The following is a 15,658-nucleotide window of genomic DNA, read 5'->3' on the forward strand; positions in this document are numbered from 1 at the left end:
ATGTCGTGGCCCGCGCGCGGGGCGAGCGGCCCGTCCTGGCCCCAGCCGGTCATCCGCCCGTAGACGAGTTTCGGGTTGCGGGCGTGGCAGGTGCCGGGCCCGACGCCCAGGCGCTCGGCGACGCCCGGACGGAAGCCCTCGATGACGACGTCGGCGCGCTCGACCAGGCCGAGGACACGGTCGGCGCCGTCGGGCGCCTTGAGGTCGACGATCACCGATCGCTTGTTGCGGTTGGTGACGTCGTACGCGGGGTCGATCGCGAGTCCCGCGCCGTTCGGCCGGTCCACGCGGACGACGTCCGCGCCCAGATCGGCGAGGAGCATGGCGGCGAACGGGCCGGGTCCGATGCCCGCCAGCTCGACCACGCGTACCCCGGTCAGCGGGCCGTGCCCTGCTGTTCCTGCCGCTGCCATCAAGTCCCCAGCCATGTGACACAACCGATGTAACACCAATGATGTTAAGAACCCGTCCCGTTCCACACAAGCCCTGACGAGCAAGCGCTTGGCCAATTTACGATGTCGGGGTCGGCGCGTCCGGGCGCGCCGCCTCGTCCTCGGGTCTCACCGTGCCGCCCCGGACGGCCGGGAGGATGCCATGAGCAGGCAGAACAGGGCCGAACGCGCCTACGACCTCGTGCTCTTCGGAGCCACGGGGTTCGTCGGAACGCTCACCGCCGAGTACCTGGCCGCCCACGCTCCCGAAGGGCTGCGCTGGGCGATCGCGGCCCGCGACCCCGTGAAACTGGCACGGCTGCGGGACCGCCTGGCGGCGATCGACCCGGTCTGCGCGAAGCTGCCCGTGCTCCGGGCCGATGTCGCCGAACCGGCCTCCCTGCGGGAACTCGCGGCGCACGCGCGCGTGGTGGCCACCACCGTGGGTCCCTACGTGGAGTACGGCGAGGGCCTGGTCGCCGCCTGCGCGGACGCCGGCACCGACTACCTGGACCTGTGCGGAGAGCCCGAGTTCGTGGACCTCATGTACGTGCGGCACGACGCACGCGCGCGTGAGACCGGTGCCCGGCTGGTGCACGCCGCCGGCTTCGACTCGGTCCCGCACGACCTGGGCGCCTACTTCACCGTGGGGCAGCTGCCCGAAGGGGTGCCGCTGACCGTGGACGGGTTCGTACGGGTCGGGGCGACGTTCTCGGGCGGCACCTTCGCCTCCGCCCTCAACCAGTTCTCGCGAGGCCGCCACGTGATCGCCGCCGCGCGCGACCGCGGGCGGCACGAACCGCGGCCGGCCGGGCGCCGGGCGTACGCGCCGTTGGGCGCCCCGCGCTACGCCGGGGAACTCGGCGCGTGGGCGCTGCCGTTGCCCACCATCGACGCGCGGATCGTGCAACGGTCCGCGCGGGCCCTGGAACGGTACGGGCCGGATTTCCGTTACCGGCACTACGCGGCCGTCAGGACGCTGCCGTTCGCGGTGGGCGGGGTGGCCTGGACCGGGGCCGTCTTCGCGGCGGCGCAGGTACCGCCCGTGCGGCGGTGGCTGTCGGCCCGGCTCAAGCCGGGTGAGGGACCGAGCGAGCAGAAGCGGGCGGAGAGCTGGTTCTCGGTGCGGTTCGTCGGCGAAGGGGGCGGCCGGCGGGTCTTCACGGAGGTGTCCGGTGGGGATCCTGGATACGGGGACACAGCGAAGATGCTGGCCGAGTCCGCGCTGTGCCTCGCCTTCGACGCCGGTCTGCCCGCGACAGCGGGGCAGGTGACGACGGCGGTCGCCATGGGGGACGCGCTCATCGAGCGGCTGCGCGGGGCGGGGATCGGTTTCCGGGTCGCCGCCACGCGACAGTGCTCGGCGGGAACTCCGTAGACCACTGAGCCGGACCACGACCATCGATCCGGGCCTCGGCCATCAACTCGACCGTCAGATCGACCGTCAAAAGGGGTGCTCTTGAGCAGCGAGATCGATGTCCTGGTGCTGGGCGGTGCGGGAGTCGACACCATCGTCTACGTGCCCGAACTGCCGTTGCCGTACGCCGACAGCCGCATGGTGCCCGCGATCGAGGCACGGGCCGGGCAGACCGGTGACTTCGTGGCACTCGGTGTGCACGCGCTGGGACTGCGGACGCACCATCTCGACCTGCTCGGCGCGGACCACCACGGTGATCTGGTCCGGGCCCTGCACCGCGACCGGGGCATCGCGCTCACCGAGGTCCCCCAACCGGCCGGTACCAAGCGGGCGGTGAACCTCGTCGGACCGGACGGACGGCGCCTGTCGCTGTACGACAGCACGCGCGGGCACGACGACGACCGGCTGCCCCCGGAGGTCGTACGGGCCCTCGCCGCGGTGAGCCGCCACGTCCACGTCTCCATCTCCCAGCCCTGCGCGCACGCCTTCCCGGTCCTGCGTGAGACGGGGGTGACCCTCTCGACCGACCTGCACAACTGGGACGGCACGCAGGCCTACCACGAGCAGTTCGCGTACCAGGCCGACGTCGTCTTCCTTTCGACGGCCGGACTGGCGGACCCGGAGAAGACCATGCGGCGGATCGCCGAGCGGGGCCGGGCCGAGGTGGTCGTCGCCACCGCCGGAGCCGAGGGCGCGTACCAGCTGCTCGACGGCGAGCTGACGCACATCCCGGCCGTCACACCGTCCGCACCGGTCGTGGACTCGAACGGGGCCGGGGACGCCTTCGCGGCGGGCTATCTCTTCGGCCGGCTGACGGGTGAACCGCCCGCGCGGTGCGGCCTGTTCGGCGCGATCGCCGGGGCCCACGCCTGCACGGTGCCGGCCACGCGGGCCGATGTCATCGGCCGCGAGGAACTGCTCAGAGCTGCCACCCCATGACCGTGTAGACCATGCCGGCCGCCCAGCCGACCCCGGCGAGGACCGCGAGGACCAGCCCGGCCGTCACGGCACGCCCGGCGGGCTCTGCGGGCCGGACGGGGCCGACCACGGTCTCCGGAACACGTTCTGTCGTCATGGGGCCAAGCCTGCCGATCATGGCGGACCCCGGCATCCGTACGGATACTCAGAACGGGTACTCAGGACGGGTGCCCAGAGGCCGTCGCCCTCAATGCCCGTCGCCCGCAACGTCCGTCGCCCTCAATGCCCGTCGGCACAGCGCGTCCGCGTGCCGGGTCGTCTCCGGGAGGCGGAAACGCGGCGCGAGGTGGAGGGTGTGGGCGCAGGCGGTCTCCAGCGTCACCCGGTGACCGACCGAGACGAACACCGGCTTGATCCCGTCCTGGGTGCGCAGCGCCCGGCCGACCTCCTCCTCGCCCGCGAGCAGCGGGGAGGCGGAACCGCGCGAGGTGCCCGGCTCCTGGTACGCGAACACGAACGGGTTCTTGGCGACCCCGATCGTCGGGAGGCCGGTGAGGACGCCGAGGTGGCTCGCCAGCCCGAAGCGGCGTGGATGGGCGAGCCCGTAGCCGTCGCAGACCACCAGGCCGGGCGCGCACGGCAGTGCTTCGAGCGCGGCCAGCACCGCCGGGATCTCCCGGAAGGCGAGCAGCCCGGGAACGTACGGGAAGGGCACCCGGCCGACGGCCGTGGCCTCGGCGACCACGTCGAGGGTCGCCGCGTCGAGCACCACGGCCGCGGCCACGACGACGTCGCGCTCGTCGTCGTACGCCACGTCGACCCCGGTGACACGGCCCGTTCCCGGCGGCGGCCCCGGCTCGTCGAGGACCACCCGCCCACGCAACTCGTCCTGCACGGCCAGGGCCCGCTCTTCGGTGGCGGGCCAGCCCGCGGGAATGCGTACGGTCGTCATGGTGCCGCCGAGCCTAAGCCAGTACCGAGTACGGGGCCGGCGCGTCAGCGTGCCAGTCGTGCCACCCGGCCCTTCTCGCCGGAGGCCCAGCAGGCCAGGTCGGACGTGCAGTCCACGGTGTCGTACGAGCCGGTGTCCAGCGTGCGCCAGGTGCGGCCGGAGTCCGTCGTGAGGTCGGTGCCGGTGGGGCCGACCGCGAGGGCCGAGGTGCGGCTGTGCGGGAGCCAGGCGACGCCGGAGCGGTAGGCGGGCGGCGGCGTGGTGGCCGGGGCCCAGGTACGGCCGCCGTCGCCGCTGACCGCCGCCGCCTCGGGCGAGGCCTGATCGGCGCGGTAGTCACCGCCGACGGCGATGCCGTGCGTCCGGTCGCGGAAGGCGAGGGCGAAGACTCCGCGGGCCGGGTCGCCCGCGGGGACCGGGGTGTCGGTGGCGGTCCAGGTGAGGCCGCGGTCGGCGGAGTGCAGCACACGCGCGCGCGGCGCCCCGCCCGTGGCCAGCCACACGTCCCGCGGCCCCGAGCCGACCAGGCACTGCCCACTGGCCGCGAAACCGGCCTCGCCCTGCTGGGCCGCGGGCATGCCGGCGGCGGGCAGCACCTTCCAGGAACGGCCGCCGTCGCTGGTCGACAGGATGCGGAACCTGCCGTCCACCGGGTCGCTCATCGCCAGGCCGTGGCGCCGGTCGAAGAAGGTCATGCAGTCGTAGAAGGCCTTGGCGTCGGTGTTGCGGAAGGACTCGGTCCAGGTCGCGCCGCCGTCCTCGGTCCGCAGGACCCTGGACGCCTCGCCCTCGCCGATGGCCAGCACCACGGCACGCCTGCTGTCGAAGGCCTCGACGTCACGGAACTCCAACTCGGCGGCTCCGGGCGGCGATACGTTCCGCCAGCTCGCCCCGCCGTCGGTGGTGCGCAGTACGGTGCCCGCGGACCCGGCCAGCCAGGCGGTGTTCCGGCTGACGGCGGAGAGCCCGCGGAAGCGGGCGTCCGTGCCGCTGTCCTTGAGCTCCCAGCGCGGTTGCCCAGGTGGTTTCCCGTGCGGTTTCCCGTGCGACGGTTTTCCGCCACTCGGGCCGTGACCAGACGGTTCGTGCGCTTGTGCGGGCACCGTGATCGCGGCTGCGAACGCCGCCGCGCACACCCCCGCGGTCAGCAACCGCCTCGTGAATCCCTTACTACTCGTGCGTCGCGTCTTGCCCAAGCCCCTCATGGCGGGCGAAGCTAGCCCACTCCCCCGGTCACGTCCAGATGCCCCGGGAGGCATCAGCGATCACGCGAGAAATCGACGATCACTCCTGTGATTGAAGGCGGTGACGGAGGTCACTCGGACTTCATGCGTTTTCGCAGGCACGGATTGGCCTGTTCCGACGTCTCTACAAGTACCTGGCTCATCCGTCCGCAGTTCGTCCGTCCGTCACAAGGGAGCAAGGCGTTGTCCACCGTCATCGAGCAGCCCGTAGAGGCCCGCCTCGTCGCCGCCGCGCCGCGGATGCCGAGCATTCCCGCGACGCTCAGCTACGACCCGCACGATCCCTTCGCCGTCCGTATGTCCTTCCCGGCCCCGTCCACGCTCGAAGGCGTGGAGGTGTGCTGGACCTTCGCCCGCGAGCTGCTCGCCTCGGGGCTTGAGGAGGAGGTCGGGCACGGGGACGTGCGGGTGCGGCCGTACGGATACGACCGCATCGTCCTGGAGTTCCACGCCCCGGAGGGCACCGCCGTGATCCATGTGCGCGTCGGTGAGCTGCGGCGCTTCCTGGAGAGTTCGACGGAGCTGGTGCCCGTCGGCCTTGAGCACCTGCACCAGAACCTGGACCACGATCTCGCCGAACTGCTGCGCGACTCCTGCTGACACCCGGACGCTCCGACGTTCCGGAGGCGCCCTGCGTCAGGCGCCCCGACGACAGACGCCCCCTGCCCGGAGGGCGTTGAGCGCGCCGTAATTCGAGACCGCAGACCGGTGACTCGTACGGTCCCGCGTCGCGCAGCTCCCGCGCGGCCGACGGACCCGTGCGCCTGCCGCTTGCCAGAGCGTGTGCCGCCTGCGCAACGGCCGAACCCGTGCGACGCGTGCGACGGCTCCGAGGTCCGTGTCCCGGTCGAGCCGTGTACCGGTCGAGCCGGTCGCCGTCCGCGGTGCCCAGGCCCCGGGCGAGCTCCGCGCCCGCGCCCGTGGCCGTGACAGCGGGACGCCCGGCCCGCTCAGTTGCCCGCCGCCCCGGATGCCGCCACGGCCACCGCCGACCGCACCTCCCGAACCGCCTGCCGCAGAGCCGGAGTCGCCGTTCCGCTGCGTTCGGCCAGGGCCGCCACCCGCTCGTCGTACTGCCGCCACTCCCTGCTCGTCAGCAGCGTGCGCAGCTCGGCCGCGGCGGCGAGGGCGACGAGCGCCGCGTCCCGCTCGGACACCTCGTCGACGGGCAGCGGGCCCGCCAGCACCTGCCGTGCCTTCTCGCGCAGCCCGTCCACGGCGGCGACGCGGTCGAGTTCGTACTCCACGGACGGGAAGACACCGAGCACGCGGGTCTTCTCGGCCCGCAGATATCCGTCGGCGGCGAGCTGCGCCTGTACGGCGTCCAGCGTGACGCGGGTCCGCAGGCCGACCCAGGTCCGCCACGTGTGCGGCCGGGACTCCTCGACGAGTTCCAGGAGGCCGTCGAGGACCGGGTCGCCGGTCCGGCCGTCGGGATCGGTGGGCGTGGCGACGCCGTCCACGTCGGCCAGCAGCCCGCGCTGCGCCAGCTCGGTGAGGGCGCCGGCCCGGACCAGGCGCGGGACCTGGGAAGCGCCGGTGACCTTGAGTTTCGTGGTGTCCCAGGCCAGCAGGCAGAGCCGGGCGGGCAGCGGGAGAGGACCATGGGGCACGGGGTCTCCATAAGGTGTCGGGCGGCCCGGGAGGGGTCGGGGTCACGTTAATTCGTTGACAGCCCCAGGGCCGCCTCCTACGGTGTAAAGCGGTCCTGTTGCCGCCGAATGGAGAAGGACGTTGCTCGTCTGAGGTCATGAGACACCGCGTCACACACGTTCTTCGTGTGTGCGCTGCGTGCGACCTCGGCTCCGAGCCGTCCCGCGGAACAGGGCTTTCGCCCAGTGCCGAGTGCCGTGACAGGCACTTGCTCCGTCAAGGGCCCCGGACTCCGTCCTTCCGGCCGTCGTCGCCCCCCGGTGTCTCGATACGTGTCGCCCCGACCGCATCCAGCACTGCGAGGCCTGTATGTCTACTGCCCCCACTTCCATCACCTGCACCTCCCTCTCCTTCGCCTGGCCCGACGGCACCCCCGTCTTCGAGGACCTCCAGGTGGCCTTCGGTCCCGGCAGGACCGGGCTCGTCGGCGCCAACGGCTCAGGTAAATCAACCCTGTTGAAGCTGGTCGCGGGGGAACTCGCGCCGGCCGAGGGCACCGTCCGTGTCGCCGGCGAGGTCGGCCGGCTTCCGCAGAACGTCACCCTCGACACCGAACTGCGGGTCGACGAGGTGCTGGACATCGCCGCCAAGCGCGCCGCGCTGCACGCCATCGAAGCGGGCGACGTGTCCGAGGAGCACTTCGACGTCGTGGGCGACGACTGGGACGTCGAGGAGCGCGCCGTGGCGACGCTCGGCGAACTCGGTCTCGGTCACATCGGGCTCGACCGCACCATCGGCGAGGTCTCGGGCGGCGAGTCGGTCCTGCTGCGCCTGGCCGCGTTGCTGCTGCGCCGGCCCGACGTACTCCTCCTCGACGAGCCCACCAACAACCTCGACCTGTACGCGCGCCGACGGCTGTACGCGGCCGTCGAGGCCTGGTCCGGGGTCATGGTCGTGGTCAGCCACGACCGCGAACTCCTGGACCTGGTCGACCAGATCGCCGATCTGCGCTCCGGGGAGGTCACCTGGTACGGCGGCAACTACTCGGCGTACGAGGAGGCCCTGGCCACCGAGCAGGAGGCGGCCGAGCGCATGGTGCGCGTCGCCGAGTCGGACCTGAGGAAGCAGAAGCGCGAACTGGCCTACGCACAGGTCAAGCTGGCCCGCCGCAAGCGGTACGGCCAGAAGATGTTCGAGCAGAAGCGCGAGCCGAAGATCGTGATGGGGGCCCGAAAACGCGCGGCCCAGGAGTCCGCGGGAAAGCACCGCATCATGCACGAGGAGAAACTCGCCGAGGCGAAGGAGCGGCTCGACGACGCCGTGGACGCCGTGCGGGACGACGACGAGATCCGCGTCGACCTGCCGTACACGGCCGTGCCCCCGGGCCGTACCGTACTCACCCTGCTGGACCTGGAGTTGGCGTACGGGGCGAGCGTGGCGGGCTCCTTCGACCTGCGCGGGCCCGAACGGGTCGCGCTGATCGGGCGCAACGGCGCGGGCAAGACGACCCTGCTGCGGACGGTCGCCGGGGAGCTGGCACCCGTGTCGGGCGAGGCGCGGGCGCATGTGCCGCTGCGTTTCCTGCCGCAGCGGCTGGACGTGCTCGACGACGAGCTGACGGTCGCCGAGAACGTGGCCCGGTTCTCGCCGGGCGCCACCAACAACCGGGTCCGGGCGCGGCTGGCCCGCTTCCTGTTCCGGGGCGCGCGGGCCGACCAGCGGGCGGCGACGCTCTCCGGCGGTGAACGTTTCCGGGCGGCGCTGGCCGCGCTGATGCTCGCCGAACCCGCACCGCAGCTCCTGCTGCTCGACGAGCCGACGAACAACCTGGACATGGCCAGCGTGCGACAACTCACCACGGCTCTGGAGTCGTACGAGGGGGCGCTGATCGTGGCCAGTCACGACGTGCCGTTCCTGGAGTCGATCGGGATCACGCGCTGGCTGCTGATGGAAGGAGAGCTCAAGGAGACCACGCCGGAATCCGTCGGGCACCCCGGCTGACGCCGTCACGGCCCGCGCACGCGCACGGGCGGGCACGCATACGGACACACCCGCCACAACCTCCTCTCCGGCCCCGCACCCCAGGGGGCTGTCGCGACTCCGGCCTGGGCTGCATGATGTGCGGGGACACACCCTGCCGAGACGGAGACCCGCACGTGCCCAGCCAGAAGGCCCTCATCCGCCGTCCCAGCCCCCGCCTGGCCGAAGGTCTCGTCACCCACCTGGAGCGCACGCCGGTCGACGTCGGCCTGGCGGTCGAACAGTGGGAGGCGTACGCACAGGCCCTGCGTACGCACGGCTGGGAGACCGTCGAGGTGGAGCCCGCCGACGACTGCCCGGACTCCGTGTTCGTGGAGGACCCGGTGGTCGTCTTCCGCAACGTGGCCCTGATCGGCCGCCCGGGCGCGGAGTCCCGGCGCGACGAGACCGCCGGGGTCGAGGAGGCGGTGGCCCGGCTCGGCTGCTCGGTGAACTGGGTGTGGGAGCCGGGCACGCTCGACGGCGGCGACGTCCTGAAGGTCGGCGACACGCTGTACGTGGGCCTCGGCGGGCGCACCAACGCGGCCGGCGTCCAGCAGCTGCGGGCCACGTTCGAGCCGCTGGGCGCCCGGGTCGTCGCCGTACCGGTGAGCAGGGTGCTGCACCTGAAGTCGGCCGTCACCGCGCTGCCGGACGGCACGGTCGTCGGGCACGAGCCGCTGGTGGACACGCCGTCGCTGTTCCCGCGCTTTCTGGGGGTGCCGGAGGAGTCCGGCTCGCACGTCGTCCTGCTGGGCGGCGGGAAGCTGCTGATGGCGGCGAGCGCGCCGAAGACCGCCGACCTGTTCGCCGGACTCGGCCACGAACCCGTCCTCGTCGACATCGGCGAGTTCGAGAAGCTGGAGGGCTGTGTGACGTGCCTCTCGGTCCGGCTGCGGGAGCTCTACGCCTGAACACCCGACGGGCCCGGCCGCATGTGCGGTCCTGAGACCCGCACATCGACATCGACCTGCACATCCGCCGGACGGGTGCCTCCCGATGCGGACCGTACCGATCTTCGAAGAGATCACCGCTGATCAGGGCCCTTTATGGCGCTCTTAACCTACGGTATCGTAACCTACGGATACGTAGCCTACGATACCGTAGGTTGGGTGAACCGCTCAGTATTCACGTCCCCCCTGGAGTCCCCGTGACGATCACTTCTCCCCATCTCGGCAGCCCGTCCTCCGACTGGACCGACGCCCGCCTGCTGTTCGCGCTGGAAGAAGTGGTGGAAACCGAGCTCAACCGTCATCTGAAGGTCGCCAAGGACTGGATGCCGCACGAGTACGTGCCCTGGTCCGACGCTCGCAACTTCCCCGGCATCTTCGACGACGGCGAGGCCTGGGGCAAGGAACAGTCCAAGGTCACCGAGCTCGGCCGCATCGCGCTGGTCGTGAACCTCCTGACCGAGGACAACCTGCCCAGCTACCACCACGAAATCGCTTCCCTCTTCGGCCGCAACGGCGCCTGGGGCACCTGGGTGCACCGCTGGACCGCCGAGGAGGGCCGCCACGGCATCGTGATGCGCGACTACCTGCTCGCCTCGCGCGCCGTGGACCCCGACCAGCTCGAAGCCTTCCGCATGATGCACATGAGCGAGGGCTTCGAGTCGGACAACCGGCACTCGATGCTGCACTCCGTCGCGTACGTCGCCTTCCAGGAGCTCGCGACCCGCGTCTCGCACCGCAACACCGGCCACCAGTCGGGCGACCCCGTCTGCGACCGCATGCTGGCGCGCATCGCGACCGACGAGAACCTGCACATGGTCTTCTACCGCAACCTGCTCAAGGGCGCGTTCGAGCTCGCTCCCGACCTGACCATGCAGGCCGTGCGGGACGTCATCGTCGAGTTCCGGATGCCCGGACACGGCATGCCCGGCTTCGAGCGCGCCGCCGCGCAGATGGCGATCGGTGAGGTCTACAACATGCGGATCCACCACGACGACGTCCTGATGCCGATCCTGCGTCACCTCAAGGTCCTGGAGATCACCGGCCTGGGCCCCGAGGGCCTCAAGGCGCAGGAGGAGCTCGGCCTGTACATGGGCGGCCTGGACGCCGAGGCCCTGAAGTTCGACGAAAAGCTCGCGGCCCGCAAGGCCCGCATGGCGGCCCGAGCCGCCGCGGTCTGACCCCTGGGCCTGTCTGACAATTCTCGTCCGCCTCGGCTCCGCCCCCAGCTCGTACGCCGGGACCCGGAGCCGAGCCCGGGGCACCTCACGCTCGTACGCCGTCACCTGGGCCGGTACCGCATCGCGGACGCCGGCCACCGGGTGGCGGCGCGGTGCTTTCAGCTGCGCGCGGCCCGCTCGACGACGGCAGCCCCGCGCGCACTGCGGCAGCGCCGCGTCGGCGGCGGCGGACTCGGTCGGCTGCCGGACCCCGGCGTCCTACCGCGGCGTGGCAGCCGGCCTTCGTACGTCGTCCCTCACGGGCACGGGCACGGGCGCGGGCACGGTCCACTTGGTCCATGGGGACCGTTCCTACGCGTCGTCCCACTGCTGGGCACGCCGGAGGCCCAGCCGCTCCTTCTCGGAGAGGCCGCCCCAGACGCCGAAGCGTTCGTCATTGCTGAGCGCGTAGGCGAGGCACGCGGAGCGCATCTCGCACAGTCCGCAGATCTGCTTCGCCTCCCGTACCGAGCTGCCCGGCTCGGGAAAGAAGAAGTCGGAACCGGTCTGGGCGCACAGTGCCTGTTCCTGCCAGGAGAGGTCGGTCGCGGCGGCGATGGTGTCGTTGTGCATGCGGGGATCGTGTCGCGCGCCGAAAAACGTTCGGTCAACGCCGGATCAACGCGCGCCCGCCCGGGGCGCGACAGGACCCGATGATGCTCCCGGCGGCGAGCGAGCGCACAGCGGCGCGCGGCGGGACGGCACGGATTTAAGACGCGCCCCTATCCGCTCGCGCCGAGGACCCGCCCGAGCGCGTCGAGGGTCACCTGGACGATGGCGCGCAGTTGCTCCGTACTCGCCCCGGTTCTGCTCATGACGGCAAGGGACTGATTCACCGCCGCGACGTGGATGGCGAACGTCTCGGCCACCTCGTCGTGCAGTCCGCCGGCCTTCAGCGCGGCGCGCAGTCGGGTGTGCTGGAAGCCGACCGCCTCCTTCGTGCGCGCGGCGACCCTTGAGCTCAGTACCGGTGTCGCCATGGCCGACTGCGCCACCAGGCATCCGTCGGGCAGACCGGGGTCCGCGATGCGCTCCAGGGTCACCTCGAAGAACGCGCGCACGGCGGCCAGTGGTCGATCGACAGCGCAGGACAGCGCGGCGTCGTACTTCCCTCCGTAACGCGTGGCATAGCGCTCCAGGCAGCGCAGGAAAAGCGTGTCCTTGTCCCCGAGGGAGGAGTAGATGGAGCTGCGGTTGAGTCCCGTGGCCCGGGACAGATCGTCCAACGACGTGTCGGCGTAGCCGGCCCGCCAGAACTGGACCATCGCGGCATCGAGCGCCGTGTCGGTGTCGAACTGCTTCCTGCCTGCCATACCGCGCCTCCCTACTGCTCTGTCTCTGTCCTTGTGTCGCTGGTCACCCTATCTTGAACTAACCAGTTCAAGATAAGTAGATTGCACGCATGACCAGCACGCCCGACACCGATGGAGGGAAACCATGACTGCCCCCGCGATCACCGACCACGGCGGCGACAACCCGGTCCCCGACCTGCCACTGCACGACCTGGCCGGTTTCACCCACCGTTGGGTCGACGCGGACGGTGTCCGACTGCACGCGGTCGAGGGCGGTCGGCCGGACGGCCCGGCCGTCGTGCTGCTCGCCGGCTTCCCGCAGACCTGGTGGGCGTGGCGAAAGGTGATGCCCGCCCTGGCCGACCGATTCCACGTCATCGCGATCGACCTGCCGGGCCAGGGCCACTCCGAACGCCCGGACGGCAGCTACGACACACACACGGTCGCCGCGAAGGTCCACGCCGCGGTGAATGCGCTCGGCGTTCCGACGTACTGGCTGGTCGCCCACGACATCGGCGCGTGGGTCGCCTTCTCCCTCGCCCTGACGTACGAGAGCCGGCTGCGTGGCGTCGCACTGCTCGACGCCGGAATCCCGGGCATCACACTCCCCGACGCCATTCCGACCGACCCCGAGAAGGCGTGGAAGACGTGGCACTTCGCGTTCCATCTCGTGCCCGACCTGCCCGAGACACTGCTGACAGGCCGCGAGCGCGAGTACGTCGACTGGTTCCTGAAGGTCAAGACGTTCTCCCCCGACACCTTCGACGACACCGAGATCGAGCAGTACGCCATGTCCCTCGCCGCCGACGGCGGACTTCGCGCCGCCCTGGCCTACTACCGGGACGCCGCTGAATCGGCGCGGAAGAACCACGAGGCCCTTGAGCGACAGCACCTGACGCTGCCGGTTCTCGGGATTTCCAGCAGCCACGGGTCCATCCCCGACATGGCGGCTTCCATCGGGCCGTGGGCCGACAACGCCACCGGGGTCGTCGTGCCGAACGCAGGACACTTCATCCCGGACGAACAACCCGACGCCGTCGCCGCCGCCCTGACCGACTTCATCGCCGGAAGCGACTGACGCCAGCCCGCATTGCGCCCGGTCGGCACCCACGCCGGCCGTCGTCAACTTGTGAATGCCCGAAGTTTGCGAGAGCGCTCTCAGTCATAACCCTTGACGCTCCAACTCCCCCTCGGGACAGTGGTGCCCCGCAGGAGGCCGATGCCCCATACATCGGCCCGCTCCTGCCTCCCCCACGCCCCCAGGAGCCCCCGTGATCTCACGAAGGAAGTTTCTGACCGGAACCGCAGCCGTCACCGCCGCCGCCGGCTATCCCGTCTGGGGCAGCGCTCTCAGCCCGACGGCCGAGGCCGCTCCCGCCACCTGCGAAATCGCCCTGACGAACGCGTCGTTGCCCGGCACGGTCCGCGCGTACGTGACCGGCCACGAGTTGTCGACGGGCAACTGGATACTGCTGCGCGCGGACGGCAGCGCCTACCGGCCCACCTCACCCTCGGCGCCGCAGACCCCGCTGCCCGTCGACTGCGCCATCCCGCTCGGCGCCGCCGGCTCCGGCCCCCGAGTGCTGACGCTTCCTCAGATGTACGGCGCCCGCGTCTACTTCGTACGGGACACAACGCTCGACTTCTTCCTCAACCCGGGACCCGCCCTGGTGGAGCCGGCGTTCGCCACGCCCGCCGACCCGAACTACGGCAAGACGTGGTCGTTCTGCGAATTCACGTTCAACACCGCCCAGTTGTACTCGAACATCAGCTACGTCGACCTGGTCACCGCGCTGCCGATCGGCATCACCCTGGAGGGTGACGCCACGCACACGGTCGCCCCGCTGCCCGACGGCGCCGTCGACAGGATCGCCGCGGATCTCACGGCGCAGGCGGCCAGGGACGGCCAGCCCTGGGACAAGTTGGTGATCCGGGGCGGCGACGGCTCCGTACTGCGGGTCATCTCCCCGCAGAACCTGATGGCCCCGTACTTCGACCGGCCCGCCGAGATGCCGTTCCGCGACCTCTGGACCGGCTACATCGACCAGGTCTGGGACAAGTACCGCTCGACCGACCTGCGGATCGACCTCCAGGGCGGCCGGGGCGTACTCAGCGGCCGGGTCAGCGGTGACACGCTGACCTTCGCCGGCGGCCACACCTTCACCAAGCCCACGTCGAAGGACGTCTTCACCTGCAACCACGGCCCGTTCACCAACAACCCGGGCGACCCCGACGACAAGAAGGCGCTGCTCGCGCGCCTCGCCGCCGGCTTCAACCGGTCGATCATGCTCACCCACCCGAGCCAGCCCAACGGAACGACCACGTCCGACTACTACACAGGCGCGGTGACCAACCACTGGGCGCGTGTCGTGCACGCCAACTCGCCGATCGGCTACGCGTTCCCGTACGACGACGTACGCCCCGACGGGCAGCCCGACGTCTCGGGCGCGGCCCACGACGGCAACCCGCGCCGCTTCACGATAACGGTCGGCGCCTGATCAACCGCCCGACGCGGCGGCGGTCGAGCGGTGCTTCGACGCCGTCCCCGACCCCTCGGACCGCTCCAGGATCGCTTCCTACGCCGACGCGCGCAGAACCAGCGTCGTAGGAAGTACGACACTGGACGGCGGCACGCCCACCAGCCCCTCGCCCGCTCCCCCTGTGGGCGCGGACGACCCCGACGCCGCCGACGACACTGTCCGGTCCAGCCCCCGCAGCAGCAACCGCGCCATCAGCCGGCCCATCTCCTCGATGTCCTGACGGACCGTCGTGAGCGGTGGGTCGGCCTGCTCGGTGACCGGCAGCATGTCGTCGAAGCCGATCACGGCGACCTCCTCCGGCACCCGCCGCCCCCGCTCGCGCAGCACCCGCAGGGCACCCGCCGCCGTGAGGTCGTTGGCGGCGAACACCGCGTCCAGGTCGGGGCAGCGGTCGAGGAGTTCCCGCATGGCGCGCTCGCCGCCGCCCAGGGTGAAGTCGCTCTCCACGATCAGCGCCGGGTCGGCGTCCACCATGACGTCGCGGAACCCGTCGAGCCGGTCGACCGCCGAGGTCTGGTCGAGGGCGCCGGTGATGTGGGCGATGCGCCTGCGTCCGAGCCCGACGAGATACCGGACGGCCTCACGGGCGCCGCCCCTGTTGTCACAGTCGACGTAGACCGCCCCGCGCGACCCACCGCTCCAGCCGGGCCGCCCCCCGTACACGGTCGGCACGCCATTGATGAGGCCCGGCAGCGGGTCGTCGAGGTGCAGCGAGAAGACGAGCGCGCCGTCCACGTGGCCGCCGGCGAGGTAACGCGCCACGCGGGCGTGGTCGTCGCGCCCCTCCGTGAGCAGCAGCACGAGCTGCGAGTCGTGGGCCGTCAGCTCCTTGCTGATGCCCCGGAGCTGAAGCGCGAAGAAGGGGTCCGCGAAGACCCGGGTCTCCGGTTCGGCGATCACCACGGCGACCGCGTCGTGCCGTCGGGTGACCAGGCTGCGCGCGGCCTGGTTCGGCACGTAACCGAGTTCGTCGACGGCACGTCTGACCCGCTCGACCAAGGGCTCGCGCACCCCCTCGCCACCGTTGACGACACGGGACGCGGTGGCCCGGGAGACTCCGGCCCGGGCCACCGCGTCCCGTG

The 15,658-nt window shown here is 71.4% G+C and carries 16 protein-coding genes; 8 read left to right on the top strand and 8 right to left on the bottom strand.

The window, feature by feature from the left end:
• Window positions 1–413: CoA transferase (locus AOK01_RS37280; protein WP_169800179.1), on the bottom strand; the 413-nt coding region annotated here is incomplete at its 3' end.
• 181 nt (window positions 414–594) lie between these two features.
• Here AOK01_RS37280 and AOK01_RS37285 point away from each other — a divergent pair.
• A complete protein-coding gene (locus tag AOK01_RS37285) occupies window positions 595–1,809 on the top strand; it encodes a saccharopine dehydrogenase family protein (protein ID WP_055519622.1) in 1,215 nt (404 codons plus the stop codon).
• An 81-nt stretch (window positions 1,810–1,890) separates the two neighbouring features.
• The gene (locus tag AOK01_RS37290; protein ID WP_055519646.1) at window positions 1,891–2,787 is read left to right on the top strand and encodes an adenosine kinase; all 897 of its coding nucleotides are present in this window, start codon (window positions 1,891–1,893) and stop codon (window positions 2,785–2,787) included.
• Here AOK01_RS37290 and mmpA read toward each other — a convergent pair.
• From mmpA to AOK01_RS37305, 3 genes are all read right to left on the bottom strand, one after another.
• The gene (gene mmpA, locus AOK01_RS44260) at window positions 2,768–2,923 is read right to left on the bottom strand and encodes a morphogenic membrane protein MmpA (RefSeq protein WP_169800178.1); all 156 of its coding nucleotides are present in this window, start codon (window positions 2,921–2,923) and stop codon (window positions 2,768–2,770) included. The genes AOK01_RS37290 and mmpA overlap by 20 nt on opposite strands.
• A 90-nt stretch (window positions 2,924–3,013) precedes the next feature.
• Window positions 3,014–3,718 carry an endonuclease V gene (locus AOK01_RS37300; RefSeq protein WP_055519625.1) on the bottom strand — a complete coding sequence of 235 codons (705 nt, stop codon included), beginning with the start codon at window positions 3,716–3,718 and terminating at the stop codon, window positions 3,014–3,016.
• A 44-nt stretch (window positions 3,719–3,762) separates the two neighbouring features.
• A complete protein-coding gene (locus AOK01_RS37305; protein ID WP_425424790.1) occupies window positions 3,763–4,923 on the bottom strand; it encodes a WD40/YVTN/BNR-like repeat-containing protein in 1,161 nt (386 codons plus the stop codon).
• 222 nt (window positions 4,924–5,145) lie between these two features.
• On the opposite strand from AOK01_RS37305, the gene ssgD reads away from it, so the two are divergent.
• The gene (gene ssgD / locus AOK01_RS37310; RefSeq protein WP_055519627.1) at window positions 5,146–5,562 is read left to right on the top strand and encodes a spore wall synthesis regulator SsgD; all 417 of its coding nucleotides are present in this window, start codon (window positions 5,146–5,148) and stop codon (window positions 5,560–5,562) included.
• Between the two features lie 350 nt (window positions 5,563–5,912).
• Here ssgD and AOK01_RS37315 read toward each other — a convergent pair whose 3' ends face one another.
• Complete coding sequence (locus tag AOK01_RS37315) at window positions 5,913–6,575, bottom strand: GOLPH3/VPS74 family protein (protein WP_055519629.1); 663 nt, start codon at window positions 6,573–6,575, stop codon at window positions 5,913–5,915.
• Window positions 6,576–6,924: 349 nt separating this feature from the next.
• Between AOK01_RS37315 and AOK01_RS37320 the strand changes: the two genes are divergently transcribed.
• The 3 genes from AOK01_RS37320 (at window position 6,925) to AOK01_RS37330 (ending at window position 10,705) form a co-directional block, all read left to right on the top strand.
• A complete protein-coding gene (locus AOK01_RS37320) occupies window positions 6,925–8,556 on the top strand; it encodes an ABC-F family ATP-binding cassette domain-containing protein (protein WP_055519631.1) in 1,632 nt (543 codons plus the stop codon).
• Window positions 8,557–8,711: 155 nt separating this feature from the next.
• On the top strand, window positions 8,712–9,488 hold the full coding sequence (ddaH, locus tag AOK01_RS37325) for a dimethylargininase (RefSeq protein WP_055519633.1): 777 nt from the start codon (window positions 8,712–8,714) through the stop codon (window positions 9,486–9,488).
• A 236-nt stretch (window positions 9,489–9,724) separates the two neighbouring features.
• Entirely contained in the window at window positions 9,725–10,705 is a 981-nt protein-coding gene (locus AOK01_RS37330) for an acyl-ACP desaturase (RefSeq protein WP_055519635.1), read from the top strand.
• 351 nt (window positions 10,706–11,056) lie between these two features.
• Here the strand turns inward: AOK01_RS37330 and AOK01_RS37335 are convergent, their stop codons facing one another.
• Both AOK01_RS37335 and AOK01_RS37340 read right to left on the bottom strand, forming a co-directional pair.
• Window positions 11,057–11,317, bottom strand: coding sequence for a WhiB family transcriptional regulator (locus tag AOK01_RS37335; protein ID WP_055519637.1), 261 nt, complete (start codon window positions 11,315–11,317; stop codon window positions 11,057–11,059).
• Between the two features lie 149 nt (window positions 11,318–11,466).
• The gene (locus AOK01_RS37340; protein WP_055519639.1) at window positions 11,467–12,057 is read right to left on the bottom strand and encodes a TetR/AcrR family transcriptional regulator; all 591 of its coding nucleotides are present in this window, start codon (window positions 12,055–12,057) and stop codon (window positions 11,467–11,469) included.
• Between the two features lie 124 nt (window positions 12,058–12,181).
• On the opposite strand from AOK01_RS37340, the gene AOK01_RS37345 reads away from it, so the two are divergent.
• Together AOK01_RS37345 and AOK01_RS37350 are read left to right on the top strand one after the other, a co-directional pair.
• Complete coding sequence (locus AOK01_RS37345) at window positions 12,182–13,114, top strand: alpha/beta fold hydrolase (RefSeq protein ID WP_055519640.1); 933 nt, start codon at window positions 12,182–12,184, stop codon at window positions 13,112–13,114.
• A gap of 193 nt (window positions 13,115–13,307) precedes the next feature.
• On the top strand, window positions 13,308–14,534 hold the full coding sequence (locus AOK01_RS37350) for a glycoside hydrolase family 64 protein (RefSeq protein ID WP_055519642.1): 1,227 nt from the start codon (window positions 13,308–13,310) through the stop codon (window positions 14,532–14,534).
• Window positions 14,535–14,612: 78 nt separating this feature from the next.
• On the opposite strand, the gene AOK01_RS37355 is transcribed toward AOK01_RS37350, so the two are convergent.
• Window positions 14,613–15,647 carry a LacI family DNA-binding transcriptional regulator gene (locus AOK01_RS37355; protein WP_055519644.1) on the bottom strand — a complete coding sequence of 345 codons (1,035 nt, stop codon included), beginning with the start codon at window positions 15,645–15,647 and terminating at the stop codon, window positions 14,613–14,615.
• Between the last annotated feature and the right edge of the window lie 11 nt (window positions 15,648–15,658).

The organism is Streptomyces aurantiacus (assembly GCF_001418335.1).
GTDB lineage: Bacteria > Actinomycetota > Actinomycetes > Streptomycetales > Streptomycetaceae > Streptomyces > Streptomyces aurantiacus.

Excerpts from the sequence above, each read along its gene's own strand:
- AOK01_RS37285 (WP_055519622.1), top strand. The coding sequence starts at position 595 with ATGAGCAGGCAGAACAGGGCCGAACGCGCCTACGACCTCGTGCTCTTC.
- mmpA (WP_169800178.1), bottom strand. The coding sequence starts at position 2,923 with ATGACGACAGAACGTGTTCCGGAGACCGTGGTCGGCCCCGTCCGGCCC.
- AOK01_RS37300 (WP_055519625.1), bottom strand. The coding sequence starts at position 3,718 with ATGACGACCGTACGCATTCCCGCGGGCTGGCCCGCCACCGAAGAGCGG.
- AOK01_RS37305 (WP_425424790.1), bottom strand. The coding sequence starts at position 4,923 with ATGAGGGGCTTGGGCAAGACGCGACGCACGAGTAGTAAGGGATTCACG.
- AOK01_RS37320 (WP_055519631.1), top strand. The coding sequence starts at position 6,925 with ATGTCTACTGCCCCCACTTCCATCACCTGCACCTCCCTCTCCTTCGCC.
- AOK01_RS37335 (WP_055519637.1), bottom strand. The coding sequence starts at position 11,317 with ATGCACAACGACACCATCGCCGCCGCGACCGACCTCTCCTGGCAGGAA.
- AOK01_RS37340 (WP_055519639.1), bottom strand. The coding sequence starts at position 12,057 with ATGGCAGGCAGGAAGCAGTTCGACACCGACACGGCGCTCGATGCCGCG.
- AOK01_RS37345 (WP_055519640.1), top strand. The coding sequence starts at position 12,182 with ATGACTGCCCCCGCGATCACCGACCACGGCGGCGACAACCCGGTCCCC.